We start from the raw sequence: 20,530 nt of genomic DNA on the forward strand, positions 1-20,530 counted from the left end.
ATGTGCCACGGGCCCAACGCGCGGACTACGGCGGGGTGCCGTTGCCCCCTTATGGTTGCGCGATTCTTCCGTGGGACGGACCCGGATCATCAATCCATCGAGGCTCCGTCCACCGCCGCGAGGATCGTCGGGGCAGGGCCATGCGCATCACATCGGTCATCGGCTGCGCGCTGTTGCTGGCGGGCTGCACCTTCAAGGGCGTGCCCGATCCGGCCCTTTCGGCCCGCGATGCCGAATTCATGGCCCTGGTCCCGGATGCCGAGTTCGATCCGCACTTCGCCCGCTATGAGGTCGCCGATCCTACCCGGGAATCGCCCGGCACGATCGTGGTCGAGACGAAGGAGCGGCAGCTCTACCTCGTGCTGCCGGGCGGCAAGGCGATCCGTTACGGCGTGTCGGTGGGCGACGAGGCCTATGGCTGGACCGGCACCGCCCGAATCGACCGCAAGGCGGAATGGCCGGCCTGGAATCCCCCGGCCGAGATGATCAAGCGCTGGCCGCATGTCCACGCCATGCAGGGCGGCCCGATGAATCCCCTCGGCGCCCGCGCCCTGTACCTGTCGGATCACGGCCGGGACACGCTCTACCGGATCCACGGCACCAACGAGCCCGAGAAGATCGGGCAGGCGGTCTCTTCCGGCTGCATCCGGATGCGCAACATCGACGTGGTCGACCTCTACAACCGGGTCCCCGTCGGGGCCTCGGTCATCGTCCGGTAACGCAACCGGTCAACGTCCCAATAAGCCTGCTTGCTCGGGGGGTGTTTACCTGAACTTCCGTTCAGATCTCGCCATTAACCTCTGGAAGGGAAGCGGTCCCGTAAGTTGAAGACACACAGGGACTAGCACCGGCCGCAGCAAAGGTCGGAGGAGCAGGCGATCATGACCACCATCTCCGTTCAACAGTTCTGCAACCATGCTGTTTCGACCGGCACGATCAGCGACGAGGACCTGCTGGTCCTGAAGCGCGAGGTTCTTCCGGAAGGCCTCATGAACCGCGAGGACGCCGACCTGCTGATCGCCCTCGAGCGGGCCGTGATCGGCTCCGACGCCTTCGCCGACTTCCTGGTGGCCTCGGTCGTCGACTTCGCCGTGTGGGGCTCGCGCCCGACGGGCTACATCGACCGCGACGTCGCCGCCTGGCTGGCCGCCTCGCTCAGCGGCCGCGACGGCCCGAGCGCGGTGGGCGCCCGGATCGCCATGGAAGTCGTCCGTGAGGCGCAGAGCAGCGCAGAATCGCTGGTGGCCTTCGCCCTCGAAGCCAACCGCCGCGCCCGGGACACGGTTTCGGCCCCGCGGATGACCTTTGCCCTGGCGGCGTGAGCCTCGGAGCAACGCACAGCTTCCGTCCGCGGCGCAACTGATCTATCGGGACAGTCAAGCCGGTGCGCAATCCGGCGATCTCGAAAGCAGTGCGCCAGCGATGTTCGAAAAGATCCTGATTGCCAACCGGGGCGAGATCGCCTGTCGCGTGATCAAGACCGCCCGGAGGATGGGCATCAAGACCGTAGCGGTCTACTCGGATGCCGATCGCGACGCCGTGCACGTCGCCATGGCGGACGAGGCGGTCCATATCGGCCCCGCTGCCGCATCCGAATCCTATCTCGTGATCGAGAAGATCGTCGAGGCCTGCAAGAAGACCGGCGCCCAGGCGGTCCATCCCGGCTACGGCTTCCTGTCCGAGCGCGAGGCCTTCCCGAAGGCGCTCGAAGCCGCCGGCATCGTGTTCATCGGCCCCAACCCGGGGGCCATCGCCGCCATGGGCGACAAGATCGAGTCGAAGAAGGCGGCGGCCGCCGCCGAGGTCTCGACCGTTCCGGGCTTCCTCGGCGTGATCGAATCACCCGAGCACGCCAAGACGATCGCCGACGAGATCGGCTACCCGGTGATGATCAAGGCCTCCGCGGGCGGCGGCGGCAAGGGCATGCGCATCGCCTATTCGGGCGACGAGGTGGCGGAGGGCTTCGCCCGCGCCAAGTCGGAGGCGGCCTCCTCCTTCGGCGACGACCGCGTCTTCATCGAGAAGTTCATCACCGACCCGCGCCACATCGAGATCCAGCTGATCGGCGACAAGCACGGCAACGTCGTCTATCTCGGCGAGCGCGAGTGCTCGATCCAGCGCCGTAACCAGAAGGTGATCGAGGAGGCGCCGTCGCCGCTCCTCGACAAGAAGACCCGCCGGAAGATGGGCGAGCAGGCGGTCGCGCTGGCCAAGGCGGTGAACTACGATTCGGCCGGAACGGTCGAGTTCGTCGCCGGGCAGGACAAGTCCTTCTACTTCCTAGAGATGAACACCCGTCTGCAGGTCGAGCATCCGGTCACCGAGATGATCACCGGCCTCGACCTCGTCGAGCTGATGATCCGGGTCGCGGCCGGCGAGAAGCTGCCGATCACCCAGGACGACGTGAAGCTGAACGGCTGGGCGGTCGAGAGCCGCGTCTATGCCGAGGACCCGACCCGCAACTTCCTCCCCTCGATCGGCCGGCTGACCACCTACCGTCCGCCGGAGGAGGGCCGGCAGGGCACGGCGATCGTGCGCAACGATACCGGCGTGGAGGAGGGCGGCGAGATCGCCATCCACTACGATCCGATGATCGCGAAGCTGGTCACCTGGGCGCCGACGCGCGCCGAGGCGATCGCCGCGCAGGGTGAGGCCCTCGACGCCTTCGCCATCGACGGCATCCGCCACAACATCCCGTTCCTCTCGGCGCTGATGGCCCATCCGCGCTGGCAGGAGGGGCGGCTGTCCACAGGCTTCATCGCCGAGGAATTTCCCGAAGGCTTCACGGCGCCGGAGCCGGCCGGGCCGGTGGCCATCCGCATGATGGCCGCCGCGGCGGCGATTGACCACAAGCTCAACCAGCGCAAGCGCGGCATCTCCGGGCAGATGCGCGCCCCGGGCCTCTTCGCCTTCGAGCGCGAGCGCGTGGTGATCCTGGCCGGCCAATCCTATCCCGTGACCGTCGAGCCGGAGGGCGAGGATATCCTCGTGACCCGGGACGACGGCACGGCGCTCACGGTGGCGAGCGCGTGGCGCCCGGGCGAGCCGGTCTGGATCGGCACGATCGGCTCCGAGCGCGTGGCGATCCAGGTGCGCAGCCTGCTCAACGGCGTGTTCCTGCAGCATGCGGGCGCGGCCGCCGAGGGCCGGGTCTATACCCGCCGCGAGGCGGAGCTCGCCGCCCTGATGCCGGTGAAGGAGCAGGCGGGCTCGGGCAAGCAGGTGCTCTGCCCGATGCCCGGACTCGTGAAGCAGATCCTGGTCACCGAGGGCCAGGAGGTAAAGAACGGTGAGCCGATCGCGGTCGTCGAGGCGATGAAGATGGAGAACATGCTCCGCGCCGAGCGCGACGCCACGGTGGCGAAGATCCACGCCAAGGAGGGCGACAGCCTCGCCGTCGACGCGGTGATCCTGGAATTCGCCTGATCGCGGCAGGCGCGTCGCATCCGCCGTCGCGACGGCGGTTCACGACGCGCAGACCAAGCTCCTGGCGACGGCGCTGAACAACAGCGCCGGTGCTTCGCGGTGATCGGCTGCGTCACGCCGATCACCGCCATGAGCTTCGGGATCGCCAATGCGCCCGTCCTGCGGCCGGCGACCGCTTTCTTCGCGGCGATCTGGCCTTGTGCGGCGATGGGCTTACATTGGATCGGGAGGCGCGTGCTGCGGCGCATCAGACCATGGGCTCGGGGGAGATCTTCGTGACATTCGTGATCCCCGCCTTCACGCTGGCACTCGCCTGTGCGGCCATGCGGGCGAACGAGTGGTCGGTCCAGCGCGACGAGCGCAAGCCCGGACGGTAATTCGGGCGCTCGGCCGACCAAGCGCGGCCACATGCCCCTCTATTTCGCCTACGGCGCCAACATGGATGCCGCCGCGATGGCGCTCCGCTGCCCGGTTTCGCGGCTGATCGGTGGCGGGCACCTGCCGAATTACCGCTTCATCATCATGCGTGAGGGCTACGCCTCCGTCGTGCCCGATCCCCGACGCACCGTCTGGGGCGTCCTGTGGGAGTTGGCTGTCGACGACATCCCGGCGCTCGACCGCTACGAGGGCGTCGCCGGGGGGCTCTACACGAAGGCGGCGCTCCCGGTCCGCACGGGGGAGGGCGTCAAGCGTGCTCTGATCTATCGCGGATGCTCGACCGCGCCTGGCCGCCCGCGGCCCGGATATCTGGACGCCGTCGTCGCGGCGGCGCGCGCGGCGCAGCTGCCGTCGGCCTATCTCCGGGAACTCAGCAGTTGGGCCCGCGGCCTTCCCGCCTGAGCGCCGCGCACTTGGTACGCGACATGCTTGCCCACGATCGAGCTGGAGGGCGAACGGCAGCACCACGCCTGGCCAGCCATCCATGATTGCGCAGCGCGCCCGTCGGCCAACGATGATTGGCGTGCGCCTGCGAGGGAGAGTTGTACATGTCGTATTTGGCGCCCGCCGATTTCGTGAAGAAGGCCGTCGATGCCGGTGAGGCAAAGGTCTTCATGGCGACCAAGGATACCTTCATCCGGGCCTACATGGCCGGCGCGATCCTGGCGCTCGCCGCCGCCTTTGCGGTGACCGTCAACCAGGCGACCGGTCAGCCTCTGGTCGCGGCGCTGCTGTTCCCGGTCGGCTTCTCGATGCTGTACCTGCTCGGCTACGACCTGTTCACCGGCGTCTGCGTGCTGACCCCGCTCGCCCTGATCGACAAGCGGCCGGGCGTCACCGTCGCCGGCGTCGCCCGCAACTGGGTGCTGGTCTTCTTCGGCAACTTCGCGGGCGCGCTCACCACCGCGGTGTTGATGTCGATCGTCTTCACCTTCGGCTTCGCCACCGAGCCGAACGCCGTGGGCAAGCTCATCGCCGGCATCGGCGAGGCGCGCACCCTCGGCTACGAGAAGTACGGCGCCGCCGGGATGCTGACCCTCTTCGTCCGCGCCATGCTGTGCAACTGGATGGTCTCCACCGGCGTCATCGGCGCCATGCTTTCGACCTCGGTGCCCGGCAAGGTCATCGCGATGTGGATGCCCATCACGGTGTTCTTCTTCATGACCTTCGAGCACTCAGTGGTGAACATGTTCCTGTTCCCGTCGGCGATCCTCATGGGCGGCCACCTGACGGTGATGGACTACCTGCTCTGGAACGAGATCCCGACGCTGATCGGAAACATCGTGGGCGGCATCGCCTTCACAGGCCTGATGCTCTACTCCACCCATGTCCGCACCGGTGCGACGCGGAGCCCGGCCCTGGGTGCCGGCGTCCGTCGCCCGATCGCGGCCGAGTAAGGCCATCCCGGCCCGCGTCGCCAGGCGCGGGCCCAGTCAGACGAAGCGGCACCCGCATGAGCGAGACCCGGACGATTTCAGTCATCGTCACGGGTCGCGTCCAGGGCGTATCCTACCGGGCCTGGACGCAGGCGGAAGCCCGCGCCCGGGGCCTCTCGGGTTCCGTGCGCAACCGCGACGACGGCACGGTCGAGGCGGTGTTCAGCGGCCCACCGGAGGCCGTGGCGGCGATGGAGGCCCTGTGCCGGTCGGGTCCCGCCGGTGCGCGCGTGACCGACGTGGCCGTGCGTGCCGGCGGCGACGTGCCGCCCGGCGGCGGTTTCCGGATCCTGCGCGACTGACCTCGGCGGCGCGGGTTCAGTACGCGCCCGCGGGCTGATATGCGGGATCGCCCCCTCGCGAATCCGCCATCCGGAGACCATGAACGACTTCTCCGCCGGCAGCGCCGCCTTCTCGCACCTCGACCTCGGGGCGCTCCTCTACTTCATCGTCGCCTGGGTCGCCTACGGCCTCTCCGTGGGCCGGCTGCGCGGACGGATGGTCTCCCTCAGCCAGATCATGAACGGCCACCGGGCCAACTGGGCGCGCCAGGTCATCGGCCGCGACAACCGGGTGGTCGATACGCAGATCAACGCCTCCCTGCAGAACGGCACGGCCTTCTTCGCCTCGACGTCACTGATCGCCTTGGGCTCCGTCCTCACCCTGTCGCGGTCCGGGGACGATGTCCTGAACCTGTTCGCGACGCTGCCCTTCGGGACGGTGGCCAACCGCCTGACCTGGGAGTTGAAGGTCGCCGGCCTCGCACTGATCTTCGTCTACGCCTTCTTCAAGTTCGCCTGGGCCTACAGGCTGTTCAACTACACGGCCATCCTGCTCGGCGCCGTGCCGCCGAAGGGATCCGGCGCGAGCGACACCGAGATGCTGCGGGCCGTGCGGCGGCTCGCGGCCATGAACGTCAGCGCCGGGCGTCACTTCGCCCGCGGACAGCGGGCGTTCTTCTTCGCGCTCGCCTATCTGGGCTGGTTCATCAGCCCCTACATCCTGTTCGTCTCGACGACCGCCGTGGTGATCATCATGTGGCGCCGCCAATTCGCCTCGGAGATCCGCAAGGCGCTTCTGGAAGCCGGGGAGGGACCGCACGAGGGGCCGCTCGACGCTCCGCTCCTGTCGCCCGCCGAGGAGGCACGCACATGACCGACGCACGACCCGACGACGACGCCATCGAGACGACGATGCTGCGCCTCGTGACCGAGCGCGGCGCCGACAAGACCGTCTGCCCCTCGGAAGTCGCCCGCGCCCTCGGCGGTCCGCATCCGGATGGCTGGGGGCCACTGATGCAGCCCGTGCGACGGATCGCGGTGCGGCTCGCCCATGCCGGGCGCATCGCGATCCTGCGAAAGGGAAAGGCCGTCGATCCGGACGATTTCCGGGGCGTCTACCGGCTGTCGTTGCCGGGCTCGGGCGCGGGAAGCCAGTCGGGCGTGTAGCCGGACCAGCGGTAGACGGCGAGGCCGATCCACTCCTTGATCGCGAGGTCGAACTGGAGGAGCCCGTCCGAGGCGAAGCCGTGGACACGGGTCACGTCACCCCAGCCGCGGGTCCGGTAATCCACCGGGAAGGCGTCCACCGTGAAGCCCGCTTGGCGGAAGCAGCCGATCGCCCGCGGCATGTGCCAGGCCGAGGTGACGAGCAGCCAGCGCTCGCCGGGCTTCGGCTGCACCAGAGCGGCCGAGAAGGCGGCGTTCTCCTGCGTGTTGCGTGAGCGGTTCTCCAGGATGAGGCGCGTCCGCGGCACGCCGATCACATCCGCCTGCCGACTGACGATGTCGGCCTCCGCGATGCCGCCGGCGATGAAGCCGCTGCCGCCGGAGAAGACCAGCCGCGCCCCGGGAAAGCGGCGGGCGAGGTCGGCGAGGTAGATCGGTCGCTCGCCGGCATCGTTGACGACGATCTGATCCCGCGCTTCCGAGAGGCCGGCCTCGATCCCGCCCCCCAGCACGATGATCCCCGCCGGTGCCGGACCGTCGGCCGGATAGGGCGGGAACCGCTGCTCGAGGGGCAGCAGGACCATTTCCGACACCGGCGACAGGCCGCCTGCGGCGAGCAGCAGCGCGCCGAAGAGCGCGCATCCGAACCCGGTTCTGCGCCACCGCGTCATCGCCGTCAGGCCGAGGCCGACCAGGATGGCGAAGATGCAGAAATTGGAGGGCGTGATCAGGAAGAAGATCAGCTTCGAAGCAGGGAAAAACACGGATCTCAAGCCGGCTTCGTCTCGGATTCGAACCGGGCCAGGGCGGCGGCATCCGGCGGAAGCAGGCTCGCGAGCGTGGCGCCCCGCTCCACCTCGCGCTGGATCCAGAGATCGAGACGCTGCTGCTCCACGGCTTCGAGGGCGACGCGCTCTGCGATCGCGGCCGGCACGGCGACGATTCCGGTGGATTCGCACACGAGGATGTCGCCCGGATGGATCGCCGCCCCTCCGCAGGCCACCCGCTCCTGCGTGCCGACCAGGGCGAGGGTGCCCCCGGCGGCTGCCGGCCGGCTCCAGGCCGGGATGCCGATCTCGTCCGGCAGGGCCGCGTCGGTCACGAGGCCGATGGCGCCCCGCTGGGCGAGCCGCGCGGCCAATATCGCCCCGAACGGCAGGGCGAGGCCGGACGCGGCGGCATCGATCACCACGACCGCGCCGTCCGGCACTGCGTCGATGGCGGCGGCGAGGTCGCCGGCGGCATCGTCACGGGCTGGAATCATCCGCATCGTGTAGGCGGGGCCGACGACGGCGCCGCTGCCGCGCGCCGAGAGGCCGTGCGGGGTGAAGGCCTTCACGCCGGCCCGCGTCAAGGCGCGGGCGAGGCTCGCCGGGGTGACGGCGGAGAGCGCATCGCGCAGGGTCGGATCGATGGCCATCGGGGGCTCCGTGAAAGGCCGGCCCCGGTCCGGGCGGCGCGGTCGGGAAAGGTGGATCGCGCCGGCGCGCCGGCAAGTCCGAGGGGGCCGTCAGGCGATGGGCTCGCCCAGGGCGCGGGCGGCGCCGGGCCGGGCGGCCACCCGCTCGTACCAGCGGTGCAGCGCCGGGCGCTCGATCCGCTCGGCCGGCAGGTTCAGCCAGCGATGCGCCGCGCAGCCGAGGGCGATGTCGGCGATGCTGAAGCCCTCGCCGACCATGTAGGTCCGCTCCGCGAGATGGCGGTCGAGGATCGCGGCCATGGCCTCGCTCTTCTCCAGCGAGGCGGCGATCAGGGCACGGTCGGGCTCGGCCGCCCGGTAGAGTTGCCAGAACGCGTCGCGCATGGCGGGCGTGAAGCTCGTGGCCTGCCAATCGACCCATTGCTCCACGTGGGCGCGCGCCCGCGGATCCGCCGGCAAGGCCAGGGCCGGACTGGTCGCCGCGAGGTAGCGCAGGATCGCGTTGGATTCCCAGAGGACAAAGCCGTCCTCCTCCAGCGTCGGGACGAGACCGTTCGGGTTCAAGGTGCGGTAGCCGGGATCGTTGACGACCCCGTGGGCACCGCCGGCCGCGACCCGCTCGTAGGGCAGGCCGGCCTCGTCGAGCCCCCATACGGCCTTCTGCACGTTCACCGAGGTGAGGCGGCCCCAAAGCCTGCGCATGGTCGAAGAGTCTCCGTCACACCTTGGGCGGGTAGGCATGATCCTGCCCGTTCGGATCGGTCACGCGGACCCCGTCCCCCGTCTCGCGGAGGTAGCCGGGGCCGATCGGCACCTTGCCGTGCCCGCCGGGAATGTCGAGCACATAGGTCGGCTGGGCGAGGCCCGAGAGGCGGCCGCGCAGGGCGCGCATCAGCTCCTGCCCCTCGGGTACACCCGTGCGGAGATGGCCCGTTCCGGGGGCCAGATCGCCATGATGGAGGTAGTAGGGCTTGATCCGGTTCTCGACGAGAACTCGCATCAGCGCCTCGAGGGTCGCGGCCTCGTCGTTGACGCCGCGCAGGAGCACCGACTGGCTCACCAGGGGGATGCCCGCATCGACCAACCGGGCGCAGGCGGCGCTGGCAGCGGCGGTGAATTCCCGCGGATGGTTGGCGTGGATGGCGACGAAGACCGCCCGCCCGAAGCGCTTGAGCGCCTGGACGAGCGCATCGGAGACGAGATCGGGTTTCACCACGGGCACGCGGGTATGGACCCGCATCACCCGGACATGCGGGATGGCGGCGAGGCGCTCCGCGATGACGCCGAGGCGGCGCGGCGAGAGCGCGAACGGGTCGCCGCCGGTGAGCACCACCTCCCAGATCCGCGGATCCTGCGCGATGTAAGCGAGGGCGGTGTCGAGCTCGGCGTCGGTGAGCGTCCCGAGCCCGTCGGGTCCGACCATCTCCCGGCGGAAGCAGAAGCGACAATAGACCGGGCAGACATGGAGCGGCTTCAGCAGCACGCGGTCGGGATAGCGATGCACGATCCCGGTCACGGGGGCGTGGGCGGCGTCGCCGATCGGGTCGGCGCGCTCCTCCGGCGTCGCCACGGCCTCCTCGGCCCGGGGGACGAACTGGCGGCCGATCGGATCGTCGGGATCCTGCGGGTCGATCAGTTCGGCCATGTCGGGCGTCACCGAGACGGCGTAGCGTGCGAGGACGGCGCCGAGGGCTTCGGCCTCCGCCCCGGAGATCAGGCCGGCGGAGAGAAGGTCGTCCGCGCTGCGCAGGGCCTGGTTCATGGCCGCGTCTCCGCCACGGGTGTCCAGATCACGTCCTCGATCCGGGTTGCCCCGCAGGCCAGCATCGCCAAGCGGTCGAAGCCCAGGGCGATCCCGGACGCCTCCGGCATGACGGCGAGCGCAGCGAGGAAGTCGTCGTCGATCGGGTAGCGCTCGCCGTAGACGCGCTGCTTCTCGGCCATCTCCGCCTCGAACCGGCGGCGCTGCTCCTCCGGGTCGGTCAGCTCGCCGAAGGCGTTGGCGAGTTCGACGCCGCAGGCGTAGAGCTCGAAGCGCTCGGCCACGCGCGGATCGTGCGGCGCCGGACGGGCGAGGGCGGCCTCGCTGATGGGGTATTCGCACAGGATAGTCGGGCGGCCGAGGCCGAGATGCGGCTCGATCCGCGCGACGAGGACGCGGGAGAACAGGTCGGCCCAGGTGTCGTCCGGGACGACCCGGAGCCCGGCCCCGGCGACGGCGGCGGCCAGGGCATCCCGATCGGTCGCACCGCTCGTCGTGACGCTGGACAGGAGGTCGATCCCGGCGAAGCGGTCGAAGGCCTCCGCCAGGGTCAGGCGCTCCGGTTCCGCGAAGGGATCCGTCTCCCGGCCGCGGAAGACGAGACGGCGGGCGCCCGCGGTCTCGGCCGCGCAGGCGAGCAGCGCGGCGCAATCCGCCATCAGCGCCGTGTAGGCGGCGCCGGCCCGATACCACTCGAGCATGGTGAACTCGGGATGGTGCAGGGGCCCGCGCTCGCGGTTGCGGAACACGCGGGCGACGCTGAACAGCCGCGTCTCGCCCGCGGCCAGAAGCTTCTTGCAGGCGAATTCCGGTGAGGTGTGAAGGTAGAGGGGCGTGCGGGCACCGCTGGCGCCGATCGCCTCCGTGGCGAAGGCCGACAGATGCGCTTCGTTGCCGGGCGAGACCTGGAGGCAGGCGGCCTCGGCCTCGATGAAGTCGCGGTCGGAGAACCATGCGCGGAACGCCGCGAGGATGCGGTTGCGCAGGAGCAGCGCCGGGCGCCGGTCGGCGTGGCGGCCGGCTGACCACCAGGGGGAGGCCGCGCCCGTCACGACCGGCCTCCGCGTCCGCTACGGAGCGAGTCCGGCCGGCTCCGACCGTACGGCGTCGCGTTCTCGAGCACTCTCAATCCTCGGCCCTGACTGGCTCCGGACCGCGGAGACGCGCCGCGGCCGAGGCTGTGTGCCATCGACGGTTCACGCCCGCCCGCTGGCAACCGCGGCGCAGATGCGATAGTGGCGGGGTCCGAGATGCAGCGCCCGCGCTTGGCGCGTGCCGGCCCCCATGTCAATGCAGGACGCAATTCCGTGAAGGTGATCGCCTCAACGCTCCGTAAGGGCAATGTCGTCGAGAAGGATGGCAAGCTCTACGTGATCCTGTTCGCCGAGAACATCCACCCCGGCAAGGGCACGCCGGTGACCCAGCTCGACATGCGCCGGATCACGGACGGCGTGAAGGTGTCCGAGCGCTACCGGACGACCGAGCAGGTCGAGCGCGCCTTCGTGGAGGATCGCGAGCACACCTTCCTGTACAGCGATGGAGAGGGGTTCCACTTCATGAACCCCGAGAATTACGAGCAGATCGCCGTGCCGGAGGACGTGGTGGGCGATGCCGCCCCGTATCTCCAGGAGGGCATGGCGGTGATGCTCTCGGTCCATAACGGCGTCCCGCTGACGATCGAGCTGCCGCAGCGCGTGACCCTGGAAGTCGCCGAGACCGAGCCGGTCCTCAAGGGCCAGACCGCCTCCTCGTCCTACAAGCCCGCGACCCTGTCGAACGGCGTGCGCACGACCGTGCCGCCCCATATCGCGGCCGGAACCCGCGTCGTCGTCATGACGGCCGACGGTTCCTACGTCGAGCGCGCCAAGGACTGATCCGGTCCTCGCCGGTCGCCGGGCCCGGGCGGTTCGGCGCCGGGCTCAAGGCGCGGCCCGCGCGGCCGCGTCCAGGGTGGCGTAGCAGGCCTGCGAGAGCCCCTGCGCGCGCAGGCGCTCCGTCCCGCTGAAGGGGCGCCCATCCTCCCGGAACAGATCCTCGCGGAGCAGCGCCTCCGACGTGCAGCGCGCGGCGATGCGGCAGAGCGCCGGCTCGCCGCCCGTGCGGGTGCAGATCGTCACGTAATCGGCGCGGAACGCCCGCAGCCCGGCGCGTGGATTGGCGCCGATCACCGTGACGACACCGGTCAGCAGGGCCAGCAGGACGGGCTGGTGGATGAGGTAGATCGCGAGGCTGTGGCGGCCCGCGAAGGTGGCGGCGCGCCCCAGGCGCGTGCGTGGAGCCCAGGCCCGGAGGCGCGAACGGGCAAGCTTCGGCAGCGCCAGACGACCCAGGACGATCCCGGCCAGAACCAGCCCGAACCAGGGGAAGAGCGGCACGTAATCGTTCGTCCGCGGCACGACCGAGCCCAGGCCGAGAAAGGACAGGGCCGCAGCGTCGAAGATGGGCGCGCGCACGACATGCGGTGTGGCGAGGAAAGCGGCGGCCGCAACGGCCGTGACGGGCACCGGCAGGAACAGGAACGGCAGCCCGAGCAGGCTCGAGACGGCGATGCAGTGGAGCACGCCGAAGAACACGAAGGCGTCCGGGAACATGACCCAGGTGCCGAGGGTCACGAGCAGCGCCGCCCCGCCGATCCGCGCAAACCGCAGCAGGGTCGGCCGGACCCGGACGCCCCGGCCGTTCATCAGCACCAGCCCGACGCCGACCAGAAGCAGGAAGCTGCCGGCGATCGCCTCGGCGGCGTGCCGGCCCAACGGGGTCAGCGCGTAATTCTCCGCCGTCAGCCGCAGATGGCCGAGATCCCAGACCGTGTGGTAGCTCGCCATCGCCACCAGGGCTACGGCCCGGGCGGCGTCGATGACCGGCCATCGGCGCTGCGCAGCCGGTGACGCGGAGACGGGGCGGTCGAGGGTGACGTCAACGGACATGATGGTGCTCCCAAACCATGTCGGCGCCGCCCTTTCCACCGGAACCGGCTCGGGGCGCCTCGGCCCATCGTGACGCTGGCGCGAAGGCTCTCGGAAACGTGAAGGCGGTGGGCTTACGAATGCGCGGCGGCGGTCCGCAGCGGGGGATCGGAAAAACCCTTCGGCGGCCCCGGCGCTTAAACCCCGGTTTCCCCGGTAACTGCGACCGATCGACTGTTGCGGCCCCGCCTCCGTGCGCCAAGATTGCAACTTCGCGGGGCTCATCAGGCGGCCAAATGGGCTTCCCGGCCATCAGGACTTCGTTAATCTTGCCGGGAGAGCGCGCGGCGTGATTCGGTGTAGGTTGCTCGGCCATGTCTGACGAACGCGGATCCGGGCCGGAGAACCCCGAACGGTTGCCGGCCGCCCGAACCGGCGAACAGGGTCAGTACGAGGACGAGGCTCTCGATCTCGTCGAGGTGGCGGGGCGCATCAAGTGGTTCGACGTCTCGAAGGGCTTCGGCTTCATCGTGCCCGACGACGGCGCGCCGGACATCCTGCTGCACGTGACCTGTCTGCGTCGCGACGGGTATCAGGCCGCGAGCGAGGGCGCACGCATCGTCGTGGAAGCCGTCGAGCGCCCACGGGGCTGGCAGGCGTTCCGGGTGATCTCCCTCGATCAGGCCACGGCGGTGCATCCGTCCGAGATGCCCATGCCACGCACCCACGTTACCGTGACGCCGACCAGCGGATTGGAAACGGCCGTCGTGAAGTGGTTCAACCGCCTGCGCGGGTTCGGCTTCCTCACGCGGGGCGACGGAACGCCTGACATCTTCGTGCACATGGAGACGTTGCGGCGCTACGGGATCGCCGAGCTGAAGCCCGGGGAGTCCGTTCTCGTCCGCTATGGCGACGGCTCGAAGGGCGTCATGGCGGCCGAGGTCCGGCTGATCGACGGGGCGATGCCCGCCTCGCATTAGTTTGCGCCCTCCCGGCAGCGCGCAGCCTGCGCCATAGGCTTGGCGAATCGGCGGAAATCCGGCGCCGGATTCCCCTGTCGCACATCCTGGTCTAACACCGGCGACGGGCGCGCGGGCCCGCGCGCCATTCCTCGAGAGGCTTGAGCCTGTGAGATTTATATTCCGCGCCGCCTCGGCGGCCGCACTAGCCTGTCTCGCCGTGAGCGCGGTCGGCCCGGCCCCGGCGGCCCGGGCGCAGGCTGCGGCGCGCGCCGCTGCGGTCAAGTCGGAGCCGCTGACGATCATGACGAAGTCCGGACCCAAGCGCTTCGACGTCGAGGTGATGCGCGACGACGCCGCCCGCGCCCGGGGCCTGATGTTCCGTCGGCACATGGCGGGGGACCACGGCATGCTGTTCGATTTCGAGCAGGACCAGCCCGTCACCATGTGGATGAAGAACACCTATCTGCCTCTCGACATGGTCTTCATCCGCGCCGACGGGACGATCAGCCGGATCGCGGCCGATACCGAGCCGCTCTCCACTGCGATCATCGCCTCGGGCGGCCCCGTCCTCGCGGTCCTGGAACTGAATGCGGGAACCGCGGCGAAGCTCGGGATCGCGCCGGGCGACCGGATCGAGCACGCCATGTTCAAGGCCCGCTGACGTCCATCCCGGCCCGCGAACGCACCGGGAACAAGTGCCTTGACCGCCGCCGAATTCCGCGCCAGTGTTCCGGCAATGTTCCGGTGCGCCGGAAGGCAGGTTCAGGGCGGAGGACCCGATGGGCAACGCAGCCGCGGCCGAACTGTTCGGCAATGACGACTGGTCGGTCCAGACGGACGGGATCGAGCACCGGGAGACCGGCTATTTCATCGCGCGCGGCGCCCTGGCCATGCGCCGGGCCGAGGGCTTGTGGGACTGGCCGCTGCAGATGGCCGAGAAGCGCTGGTGCCGGCCGAGCCTGTTCCGGGAAGCCTTCCTGGCGGCCCTCGACCGCTTCGGCATTGCGCGCGACGCCGAGCTGATCCGGTCCTTCGCACTGGGCTACGGCATCCGCGCGGTGGTCGCACCGGCCGCCGACACCTTCGTCAGCCTGGGTGAGATGCTGACGCCGCGCGAGACGCCCGAACCGGTCCGGGTGACCGTGCGCCGGCCGGCGCGGGCCCTGGCTGCCGCAGGGGCGTGACGGTCCGGCGGCGGGCGGAAGATTTGACCCGGGCCGCCGCACGCGGATAGCCCTCATCCTTGAAGCAAGGGAGAGAGCATCATGGCGGATCACGACCGGGCTGGACTCGACGGGCTGATCACGCCGCCCTTGTCCCGGCGAGGCTTCGTGATGACGAGCCTGATGAGTGGCTTGACCCTCGCGACCACCCGCGTGGAAGCTCAGGTGATCCACACGGACCCGACCGGCATCGAGGCCGGCGAGGTCAAGATCCCGGCCGCAGACGGGCCGATGCCGGCCTATCGGGCGGTTCCGGAGGGCACCGGCCCCTTCCCGATCGTTCTGGTGATCGAGGAAATCTTCGGCGTCCACGATTATATCAAGGACATCTGCCGCCGGCTCGCGAAGGCCGGCTACTGCGCGGTGGCGCCCGAACTCTACGCCCGCCAGGGCGATCTCTCGACCATGTCGGATCCCAAGCAGATCATCCGGGACGTCATCGCGAAGACGCCGGACGCGCAGTGGATCGGCGACCTCGATGCGGCGGCCGCCTGGGCGGCTTCGGCGGCGAAGGGTGATCCGAACCGGCTCGGCGTCATGGGCTGGTGCCGGGGTGGACGTGACGTCTGGCTGTACGCGGCGCATCGTCGCGACCTGAAGGCGGCGGTCGCTTGGTACGGGCCTGTCGGCGGCGAACGCACCGACATTCAGCCGCGCACCGCCGGCGACGTGGCCGCCGAGATCCACGCTCCGCTGCTCGGCCTGTATGGGGGAGCCGATACCGGTATCCCGGTAAAGGCCGTGGAAGAGGCGCACGATCGTGCTCTGGCGGCGGGCAAGAGCGTCGAGATCGTGGTTTATCCGGATGCGCCGCACGGCTTCCACGCGGATTACCGTCCGAGCTACCGGCGTGAGGCTGCCGAGGATGGCTGGACACGCGCTTTGGCTTTCCTGAAGTCACACGGTGTCGGCTGAAAAGACGTCATCGACGGTCGAGCGAACGCGTTCTGCGTTGGCTGTGTTGCCCAAGACACGGCCTCAATTTCTCAATTGTGCAAGGATCAAAGGAGGATCTGTGCCCGCGCGGGTGTGGCCCTTCGCGGCGTTCGGGCGTTGAACCGATCGAAGCGACCGCCGTTCAGCCCCTGTAGAGTGTCCTGGCCCATGAGCGAATCGGTACAGCCTGGCCAGAAGCCCGTGATCCTCGTCGTGGAAGACCAGCCCGACGAGCGCTTCCTCGCGGCCACGCTGCTGGAGGATACGGGCTTCACGGTCATCGAAGCCGAGACCGCCGATCGCGCCCTGGCCATTCTCAATGATCGCGCGGACGAGGTCAGCGTGGTGTTCTCGGACGTTCGGACCCCCGGGCCGATCGGCGGTTTCGAACTAGCGCGGATCATCGGCGTGACCTGGCCGCGCGTGCGGGTCCTCCTCACCTCCGGTGATGCCGGCGACCAGCCGAGCGACCTGCGCGTCTCGGCGACGTTCATCCCGAAGCCCTGGCGCGCCGAAGACATCCTCGCCTGGGTGGAGCAGGCCGCCGGCCGGCCGTCCACCGAGCCCGGACCGTCCGTTATCGGACCGGGCGGCAAAATAATCCCCACCGGCCTGGAAACCTGAGGCGGCCACACAGTTGTACGCCACTCCGGAGCAGCAGCCCCCGGACGTGCGCAGTACACTTGACCCGCGGCACCGCCATGAAGATCGTTGCAATCAACCACGCCGATTCCCTGCGCCGGCCCGGCGCCCGGGATACGGTCGAGTCCGTCCTTCTCGATACGGTCCGCGAGGGGCTGCTCAGCGTCTACGGCGCAGCGGAGCACGACATTCCGGCGGAGATGGCAGCGATTGTGCGGCGGCTCGACCGTCCGGATATGACGCGGTGCATGCTGTCCTGAGGCTCGACCGCCGAAGCTTGGCGGAAGACTGAGGCGATGAGTCGCCAAGGCGAGAGAATCTGCTATTCAGCGCATTCTGACCTGCCGACGCCAAGCGTCTCTCAGTCGAGTCCCTGATGCGTCTCACAGTTCTTCGCGGATCGCTGACTGCCGCCGCGATCATGACCCTGGCCGGCCTCGTATCCGTCCAGGCGGCGACGCCGCCCGCCCAGCCTGCCGATGGGGCGGGGGGTGCGGGTGACCGCAAGGCCATGATCACCAAGCGGCTGCTCGGGCGCGGCACGGCCTCCACCTTTGCGTTCTACGCAGCGGGCGCTGCGCCGGATGCGGGACGGCCCGTCGCCATCGTCCTGCACGGCTGGGGGGCGGTCAATCCGCAGAGCTATGGCGGCTGGATCGACCATCTCGCCCGCCAGGGCTGGCTCGTCCTGTTCCCCCGGTTTCAGGAGGTCAACCGGACGCGACCGGCCGATGCCCCGGCCATCGCGGAAGGCTTGGTCAAGGCCGCGCTTGCCGAACTTGCGACGGAGAGCGAGGCCAAGCCCGATCTCGGCCGCGTCGCGATGATCGGCCATCTCGCCGGCGCGCCGCTCGCCATGGATCTCGCAGCGGCCGCGAAGGCGCAGGGCCTACCGGTTCCGAAGCTGATCTTTGCGGCGACGCCCGGCGGTATCGCCAGCGGGCCGAAATCCAGAGGTATCGCGCTGACCGACCTGGCGGCGATCGACCCATCCACGCTCCTCGTGGCCATGGTCGGCGACAAGGACACGCGGGCTGCCGACCTCGCGGCGAAGCGTCTCCTGCGCGAGGCCAGCGGCGTGCCGCTGGACCGCAAGTTGTTCGTGCGGGTCCTTTCGGACGATCATGGCTTCCCGGCCCTTACGGCGACGCTGGCCGCCCCTGCGGGCGTCGACAGCGCCTATGACGGGGGCAACATCAAGCCCGCGCCGGAGCCCAAGGATGCGCCGAAGGAGTCGACCAAGCCGACGCCGTTCCGCTGGTCCGCCGACATGGCCTTGACCGGCGAGCAGCAGACGCTGGTCTCGCAGATCAATCTCGCCCGGGTCGATGCCCTGGACTATCTCGGTTTCTGGAAGACCTTCGACCTCGCCGCCGCCGCGGCCTTCGCCGGGTCGGATGCGACGGCGCTGAAGAACAATCCACGCCTGGCCGACATGGAGCGCTGGAGCGACGGCTGGCCGGTGAAGCGGCTCGCCGTCGAGACGCCCCGGCCCACGCCGGCCGCGCAGGCGGGGACGCCGGCATCCGCGCCCGCAGGCCGCAAGCGCTGAGATCGGCGGTTCCGACAGCTTGGCCCTGGCGCGGGGCTTGCTAATCTCCTCCCGTTCGACACGGGAGCGCGATCATGCCCGAGTTCGTCGCCAGCCTGCTGGCCGCTGCAGCCTTCTGCCTGACATTGCTCGCGCTGAATGCGCTGACGCGGCTGCTGATCCAGGCGCATTTCGCGCCCTCGGATCTCGGCGAGACCGGCCTCCTGCAAATCGGCGGCGCGCTGGTGATGGCCCGGGCGGCCTACCGCCGGGCGCCGCACCGCCGCACGGGCTGAGCCTCAGCGCAGGAAGGCGCCGAACGAGCGCGGGCCGTTGCCGGTGGGGATGGTCGCCAGCACCTTGAGCGTCTTGGAATCGAGGACGCTCAGGGTGTTGTCGCCCCAATTGGCCACGTAGAGGCGGCCGTCCGAATCCGCGGCGATCCCTTCCGGATGATCGCCGACATCGACGTCGGCGATCGGCTTCAGCGTGGCGAGGTCGAACGCCGTGACGCTGCCGGCATATTGGTCGGTGACGAAGCCGCGCCCGCCGGCGAGGGCGATCACGTAAGGCCGGCGGCCGGTCGGCACGCGGCCGATCTCGCGCCCGGTCTTCAAATCCAGAACCGAAACATCGTCCCCGGTGACATTGGCCGTGTAGGCGCGCCCGGCCGCGGCATCGAGGGTGATGCCGAACGGATGCTGCCCCACGGGAATGACGGAGCTCTCCCGTCGGGTCGCTGTATCCACGACGGAGACCGTGTCGGCCTCGCGGTTGGCGACATAGAGCGTCCCGCCATCGGGGCTGACGGCGATCCCCGAGGGCGAGGCGCCGACCGCGATCTCGCCGTCCGGGACCAGCGTACCGTCGCGCTCGGTCAGCACGAACAGACGGTGCCCGTACCAGTCGGCCACGTAGACGGTGCCGCCCCGCGGGTCGGCCGCGACGCCGAGCGGCCCGCCGGGCAGCGGCACCTCGGCGAGGACGCGGCCGGCATCGAGATCGAGGATCGCGAGACCGTGCCCCTCCGGACGCGTGACGTAGGCGCGCCGGCGATCGGGCGACAGGGCGATCCCGGCCGGGGCCCCGTCGACGGGGATGCGGCGCACCACCGTCCGGGTGGCCAGATCGACGATCTCGACCGCGCCGCCGAGCTGCGCGGTGACGATGGCCTCCCGGGCCGGTTCGGCTCGGGAGGCGGTTGCGATGAGAACGAGGCCGGCGGCGAGGGCCGCGCGGCCCCGAGACAGGCTCACGAGCCCTTCTCGACCTTGGCCTTCAGGTTGGCGAGGCTCGCCTTGATCCAGTCGCCGACGCCCTTCTCGGAAGCCTCGTCGTTCAGATCCGGCGGCGGATCGTTGTTCATGTAGCCGCGATAGAAGGCCGCCTTCCACTCGACCTTCGACTTGGCATTGCCCTCGGGCTCGACCGTGATCGTCGCCGAGTAGTCGTTCGCCGGAAGATCCTTCACGTCGACCTTGTCGATGTAATAGGAGAACAGCTTGTCATCGGGCTTGTACTTGTTGCTGGTCTCCTGGATCTGATCGCCGTTCTTCAGGGTCAGGACTCGCTTGAACTTGCCGGCCGGATCGCCGTTGAGCTCCGTCTTGGTGACGTTCTGCATCCAGTCGGAATTCTTCATATCGCCGAGCACGGCCCAGACCTTGTCGGCGGGGGCGTTGATCTCGATCGACTCGGTGATCTTGCGCCGGGTTGGGCCGTGGGCCTGCGCGGTAGCCGCCACTAGGGCTGCCGTGGCCGCCAGGGCCAGGGTGATTTTCTTCATCTTGTCCTTCTCCTCCCGCCCTCAGCGGTCGTCGCGATCGAGAACGCGCGCCTCGGGGCCGAGCGCCGCCGCGACCTTGTCCTCGATCCAACCCCAGGCCTCGCGCTCGCGCGGTCCAGCGGTCTTGCCGATGGCGATGGCGAGGTAGGCCATCTCCGTCAACACCTTATCGGGCTCCAACATGTGGAGCCGGGTCGAAAGAATGGCGCCTTCGAGGACGGCGGCCTGCGCGCGGTTATAGCCGATGAACGGCGCGTGCGCGGCGCTGTGGACCATGCGGCCGCGGAAGCGCGGCCGCGTCTCGTGGGCCTCGACGGCGGCGACGGCGAACTCCGCGTGGCCGAAACTGTCGGCGAGGCGGCGGCCCTCGATTGCCGTGCAGGGCAGCGTCGGCCATTCGCGTCGGCCGGTCACCGCGCCGGCGATCACCCGGATGTCGCGGGGGCTCGAGGCCGCGAAGCAGGGGTTAGCCTCCAGATTGGCGATGGTCGGCGACGGCCGGAACGGCGCGAGGACGTAGCCGTCATCCTCGCCGATCAGTCCGAACGGAACGAGGTGCAGTTCGCCCGCCGGGGACAGGGTCGTGACGATGGTCTCGAGGATCAGCGGCATGG

26 protein-coding genes are annotated in these 20,530 nt (G+C 69.6%); 17 read left to right on the forward strand and 9 right to left on the reverse strand.

Features of this window, described 5'->3' with window-relative positions; all coding sequences use genetic code 11:
• Window positions 1-140: 140 nt before the first annotated feature.
• The 8 genes from BM396_RS12725 (at window position 141) to BM396_RS12765 (ending at window position 6,748) form a co-directional block, all read left to right on the forward strand.
• Window positions 141-719 (forward strand): L,D-transpeptidase, encoded by a 579-nt coding sequence (locus tag BM396_RS12725; protein WP_043380766.1) that lies wholly within the window; start codon window positions 141-143, stop codon window positions 717-719.
• Window positions 720-881: 162 nt separating this feature from the next.
• Window positions 882-1,322: a hypothetical protein gene (locus tag BM396_RS12730; RefSeq protein ID WP_043355628.1), complete on the forward strand. Its 441-nt coding sequence runs from the start codon at window positions 882-884 to the stop codon at window positions 1,320-1,322.
• A 100-nt stretch (window positions 1,323-1,422) separates the two neighbouring features.
• Complete coding sequence (locus BM396_RS12735; RefSeq protein ID WP_043380765.1) at window positions 1,423-3,426, forward strand: acetyl-CoA carboxylase biotin carboxylase subunit; 2,004 nt, start codon at window positions 1,423-1,425, stop codon at window positions 3,424-3,426.
• A 408-nt stretch (window positions 3,427-3,834) separates the two neighbouring features.
• A complete protein-coding gene (locus BM396_RS12745) occupies window positions 3,835-4,266 on the forward strand; it encodes a gamma-glutamylcyclotransferase family protein (protein WP_043357002.1) in 432 nt (143 codons plus the stop codon).
• 146 nt (window positions 4,267-4,412) lie between these two features.
• Entirely contained in the window at window positions 4,413-5,261 is an 849-nt protein-coding gene (locus BM396_RS12750) for a formate/nitrite transporter family protein (RefSeq protein ID WP_043357000.1), read from the forward strand.
• 56 nt (window positions 5,262-5,317) lie between these two features.
• Entirely contained in the window at window positions 5,318-5,602 is a 285-nt protein-coding gene (locus BM396_RS12755; protein ID WP_043356998.1) for an acylphosphatase, read from the forward strand.
• Between the two features lie 79 nt (window positions 5,603-5,681).
• On the forward strand, window positions 5,682-6,455 hold the full coding sequence (locus BM396_RS12760) for a DUF599 domain-containing protein (protein ID WP_043380763.1): 774 nt from the start codon (window positions 5,682-5,684) through the stop codon (window positions 6,453-6,455).
• Complete coding sequence (locus tag BM396_RS12765) at window positions 6,452-6,748, forward strand: DUF3253 domain-containing protein (protein WP_043356993.1); 297 nt, start codon at window positions 6,452-6,454, stop codon at window positions 6,746-6,748. The genes BM396_RS12760 and BM396_RS12765 overlap by 4 nt, the downstream gene beginning before the upstream one ends.
• Here BM396_RS12765 and BM396_RS12770 read toward each other — a convergent pair.
• The 5 genes from BM396_RS12770 to epmA form a co-directional block, all read right to left on the reverse strand.
• On the reverse strand, window positions 6,697-7,512 hold the full coding sequence (locus BM396_RS12770; RefSeq protein ID WP_043356991.1) for a YdcF family protein: 816 nt from the start codon (window positions 7,510-7,512) through the stop codon (window positions 6,697-6,699). The two genes, BM396_RS12765 and BM396_RS12770, sit on opposite strands and share 52 nt — an antisense overlap.
• A gap of 5 nt (window positions 7,513-7,517) precedes the next feature.
• Window positions 7,518-8,168, reverse strand: a complete 651-nt coding sequence (locus BM396_RS12775) for an RraA family protein (RefSeq protein ID WP_043380761.1) — start codon at window positions 8,166-8,168, stop codon at window positions 7,518-7,520.
• Between the two features lie 90 nt (window positions 8,169-8,258).
• Window positions 8,259-8,870 (reverse strand): glutathione S-transferase family protein, encoded by a 612-nt coding sequence (locus BM396_RS12780; RefSeq protein WP_043380758.1) that lies wholly within the window; start codon window positions 8,868-8,870, stop codon window positions 8,259-8,261.
• Window positions 8,871-8,886: 16 nt separating this feature from the next.
• On the reverse strand, window positions 8,887-9,930 hold the full coding sequence (locus BM396_RS12785) for a lysine-2,3-aminomutase-like protein (protein WP_043380755.1): 1,044 nt from the start codon (window positions 9,928-9,930) through the stop codon (window positions 8,887-8,889).
• Window positions 9,927-10,982: an EF-P lysine aminoacylase EpmA gene (epmA, locus tag BM396_RS12790; protein WP_043380753.1), complete on the reverse strand. Its 1,056-nt coding sequence runs from the start codon at window positions 10,980-10,982 to the stop codon at window positions 9,927-9,929. The genes BM396_RS12785 and epmA overlap by 4 nt, the downstream gene beginning before the upstream one ends.
• A gap of 198 nt (window positions 10,983-11,180) precedes the next feature.
• Between epmA and efp the strand changes: the two genes are divergently transcribed.
• On the forward strand, window positions 11,181-11,804 hold the full coding sequence (efp, locus tag BM396_RS12795; RefSeq protein ID WP_197739341.1) for an elongation factor P: 624 nt from the start codon (window positions 11,181-11,183) through the stop codon (window positions 11,802-11,804).
• 45 nt (window positions 11,805-11,849) lie between these two features.
• On the opposite strand, the gene BM396_RS12800 is transcribed toward efp, so the two are convergent.
• Entirely contained in the window at window positions 11,850-12,857 is a 1,008-nt protein-coding gene (locus tag BM396_RS12800; RefSeq protein ID WP_043380751.1) for a heparan-alpha-glucosaminide N-acetyltransferase, read from the reverse strand.
• Window positions 12,858-13,210: 353 nt separating this feature from the next.
• Between BM396_RS12800 and BM396_RS12805 the strand changes: the two genes are divergently transcribed.
• The 8 genes from BM396_RS12805 (at window position 13,211) to BM396_RS12840 (ending at window position 18,426) form a co-directional block, all read left to right on the forward strand.
• A complete protein-coding gene (locus tag BM396_RS12805) occupies window positions 13,211-13,816 on the forward strand; it encodes a cold-shock protein (RefSeq protein WP_043380748.1) in 606 nt (201 codons plus the stop codon).
• A gap of 148 nt (window positions 13,817-13,964) precedes the next feature.
• On the forward strand, window positions 13,965-14,459 hold the full coding sequence (locus tag BM396_RS12810) for a DUF192 domain-containing protein (RefSeq protein WP_043380746.1): 495 nt from the start codon (window positions 13,965-13,967) through the stop codon (window positions 14,457-14,459).
• Between the two features lie 118 nt (window positions 14,460-14,577).
• Complete coding sequence (locus tag BM396_RS12815) at window positions 14,578-14,982, forward strand: hypothetical protein (RefSeq protein WP_043380744.1); 405 nt, start codon at window positions 14,578-14,580, stop codon at window positions 14,980-14,982.
• Window positions 14,983-15,063: 81 nt separating this feature from the next.
• Window positions 15,064-15,936, forward strand: coding sequence for a dienelactone hydrolase family protein (locus BM396_RS12820; protein ID WP_043380741.1), 873 nt, complete (start codon window positions 15,064-15,066; stop codon window positions 15,934-15,936).
• Window positions 15,937-16,125: 189 nt separating this feature from the next.
• Window positions 16,126-16,581 (forward strand): response regulator, encoded by a 456-nt coding sequence (locus BM396_RS12825; RefSeq protein WP_043347066.1) that lies wholly within the window; start codon window positions 16,126-16,128, stop codon window positions 16,579-16,581.
• Between the two features lie 77 nt (window positions 16,582-16,658).
• Window positions 16,659-16,859: a hypothetical protein gene (locus tag BM396_RS12830; protein WP_043347064.1), complete on the forward strand. Its 201-nt coding sequence runs from the start codon at window positions 16,659-16,661 to the stop codon at window positions 16,857-16,859.
• A gap of 116 nt (window positions 16,860-16,975) precedes the next feature.
• Entirely contained in the window at window positions 16,976-18,151 is a 1,176-nt protein-coding gene (locus tag BM396_RS12835; protein WP_043380739.1) for an alpha/beta hydrolase, read from the forward strand.
• Between the two features lie 74 nt (window positions 18,152-18,225).
• Window positions 18,226-18,426, forward strand: coding sequence for a hypothetical protein (locus BM396_RS12840; RefSeq protein WP_043347054.1), 201 nt, complete (start codon window positions 18,226-18,228; stop codon window positions 18,424-18,426).
• Between the two features lie 3 nt (window positions 18,427-18,429).
• On the opposite strand, the gene BM396_RS12845 is transcribed toward BM396_RS12840, so the two are convergent.
• From BM396_RS12845 to BM396_RS12855, 3 genes are read right to left on the reverse strand one after another with little or no spacing between them, the layout of a single operon-like run.
• Window positions 18,430-19,386 carry a YncE family protein gene (locus BM396_RS12845; RefSeq protein WP_043380736.1) on the reverse strand — a complete coding sequence of 319 codons (957 nt, stop codon included), beginning with the start codon at window positions 19,384-19,386 and terminating at the stop codon, window positions 18,430-18,432.
• The gene (locus BM396_RS12850; protein WP_043380734.1) at window positions 19,383-19,916 is read right to left on the reverse strand and encodes an SRPBCC family protein; all 534 of its coding nucleotides are present in this window, start codon (window positions 19,914-19,916) and stop codon (window positions 19,383-19,385) included. The genes BM396_RS12845 and BM396_RS12850 overlap by 4 nt, the downstream gene beginning before the upstream one ends.
• A 21-nt stretch (window positions 19,917-19,937) precedes the next feature.
• Complete coding sequence (locus tag BM396_RS12855) at window positions 19,938-20,528, reverse strand: DUF447 domain-containing protein (protein WP_043380732.1); 591 nt, start codon at window positions 20,526-20,528, stop codon at window positions 19,938-19,940.
• Window positions 20,529-20,530 lie beyond the last annotated feature (2 nt).

This window comes from Methylobacterium sp. UNCCL125 (assembly GCF_900116795.1).
Lineage (GTDB): Bacteria > Pseudomonadota > Alphaproteobacteria > Rhizobiales > Beijerinckiaceae > Methylobacterium > Methylobacterium fujisawaense.

Coding starts and splice junctions, on each gene's coding strand:
- BM396_RS12725 (WP_043380766.1), top strand. CDS start 141: ATGCGCATCACATCGGTCATCGGCTGCGCGCTGTTGCTGGCGGGCTGC.
- BM396_RS12730 (WP_043355628.1), top strand. CDS start 882: ATGACCACCATCTCCGTTCAACAGTTCTGCAACCATGCTGTTTCGACC.
- BM396_RS12735 (WP_043380765.1), top strand. CDS start 1,423: ATGTTCGAAAAGATCCTGATTGCCAACCGGGGCGAGATCGCCTGTCGC.
- BM396_RS12745 (WP_043357002.1), top strand. CDS start 3,835: ATGCCCCTCTATTTCGCCTACGGCGCCAACATGGATGCCGCCGCGATG.
- BM396_RS12750 (WP_043357000.1), top strand. CDS start 4,413: ATGTCGTATTTGGCGCCCGCCGATTTCGTGAAGAAGGCCGTCGATGCC.
- BM396_RS12755 (WP_043356998.1), top strand. CDS start 5,318: ATGAGCGAGACCCGGACGATTTCAGTCATCGTCACGGGTCGCGTCCAG.
- BM396_RS12760 (WP_043380763.1), top strand. CDS start 5,682: ATGAACGACTTCTCCGCCGGCAGCGCCGCCTTCTCGCACCTCGACCTC.
- BM396_RS12765 (WP_043356993.1), top strand. CDS start 6,452: ATGACCGACGCACGACCCGACGACGACGCCATCGAGACGACGATGCTG.
- BM396_RS12775 (WP_043380761.1), bottom strand. CDS start 8,168: ATGGCCATCGATCCGACCCTGCGCGATGCGCTCTCCGCCGTCACCCCG.
- BM396_RS12780 (WP_043380758.1), bottom strand. CDS start 8,870: ATGCGCAGGCTTTGGGGCCGCCTCACCTCGGTGAACGTGCAGAAGGCC.
- BM396_RS12785 (WP_043380755.1), bottom strand. CDS start 9,930: ATGAACCAGGCCCTGCGCAGCGCGGACGACCTTCTCTCCGCCGGCCTG.
- efp (WP_197739341.1), top strand. CDS start 11,181: ATGCAGCGCCCGCGCTTGGCGCGTGCCGGCCCCCATGTCAATGCAGGA.
- BM396_RS12800 (WP_043380751.1), bottom strand. CDS start 12,857: ATGTCCGTTGACGTCACCCTCGACCGCCCCGTCTCCGCGTCACCGGCT.
- BM396_RS12805 (WP_043380748.1), top strand. CDS start 13,211: ATGTCTGACGAACGCGGATCCGGGCCGGAGAACCCCGAACGGTTGCCG.
- BM396_RS12815 (WP_043380744.1), top strand. CDS start 14,578: ATGGGCAACGCAGCCGCGGCCGAACTGTTCGGCAATGACGACTGGTCG.
- BM396_RS12820 (WP_043380741.1), top strand. CDS start 15,064: ATGGCGGATCACGACCGGGCTGGACTCGACGGGCTGATCACGCCGCCC.
- BM396_RS12825 (WP_043347066.1), top strand. CDS start 16,126: ATGAGCGAATCGGTACAGCCTGGCCAGAAGCCCGTGATCCTCGTCGTG.
- BM396_RS12830 (WP_043347064.1), top strand. CDS start 16,659: ATGAAGATCGTTGCAATCAACCACGCCGATTCCCTGCGCCGGCCCGGC.
- BM396_RS12835 (WP_043380739.1), top strand. CDS start 16,976: ATGCGTCTCACAGTTCTTCGCGGATCGCTGACTGCCGCCGCGATCATG.
- BM396_RS12840 (WP_043347054.1), top strand. CDS start 18,226: ATGCCCGAGTTCGTCGCCAGCCTGCTGGCCGCTGCAGCCTTCTGCCTG.
- BM396_RS12850 (WP_043380734.1), bottom strand. CDS start 19,916: ATGAAGAAAATCACCCTGGCCCTGGCGGCCACGGCAGCCCTAGTGGCG.
- BM396_RS12855 (WP_043380732.1), bottom strand. CDS start 20,528: ATGCCGCTGATCCTCGAGACCATCGTCACGACCCTGTCCCCGGCGGGC.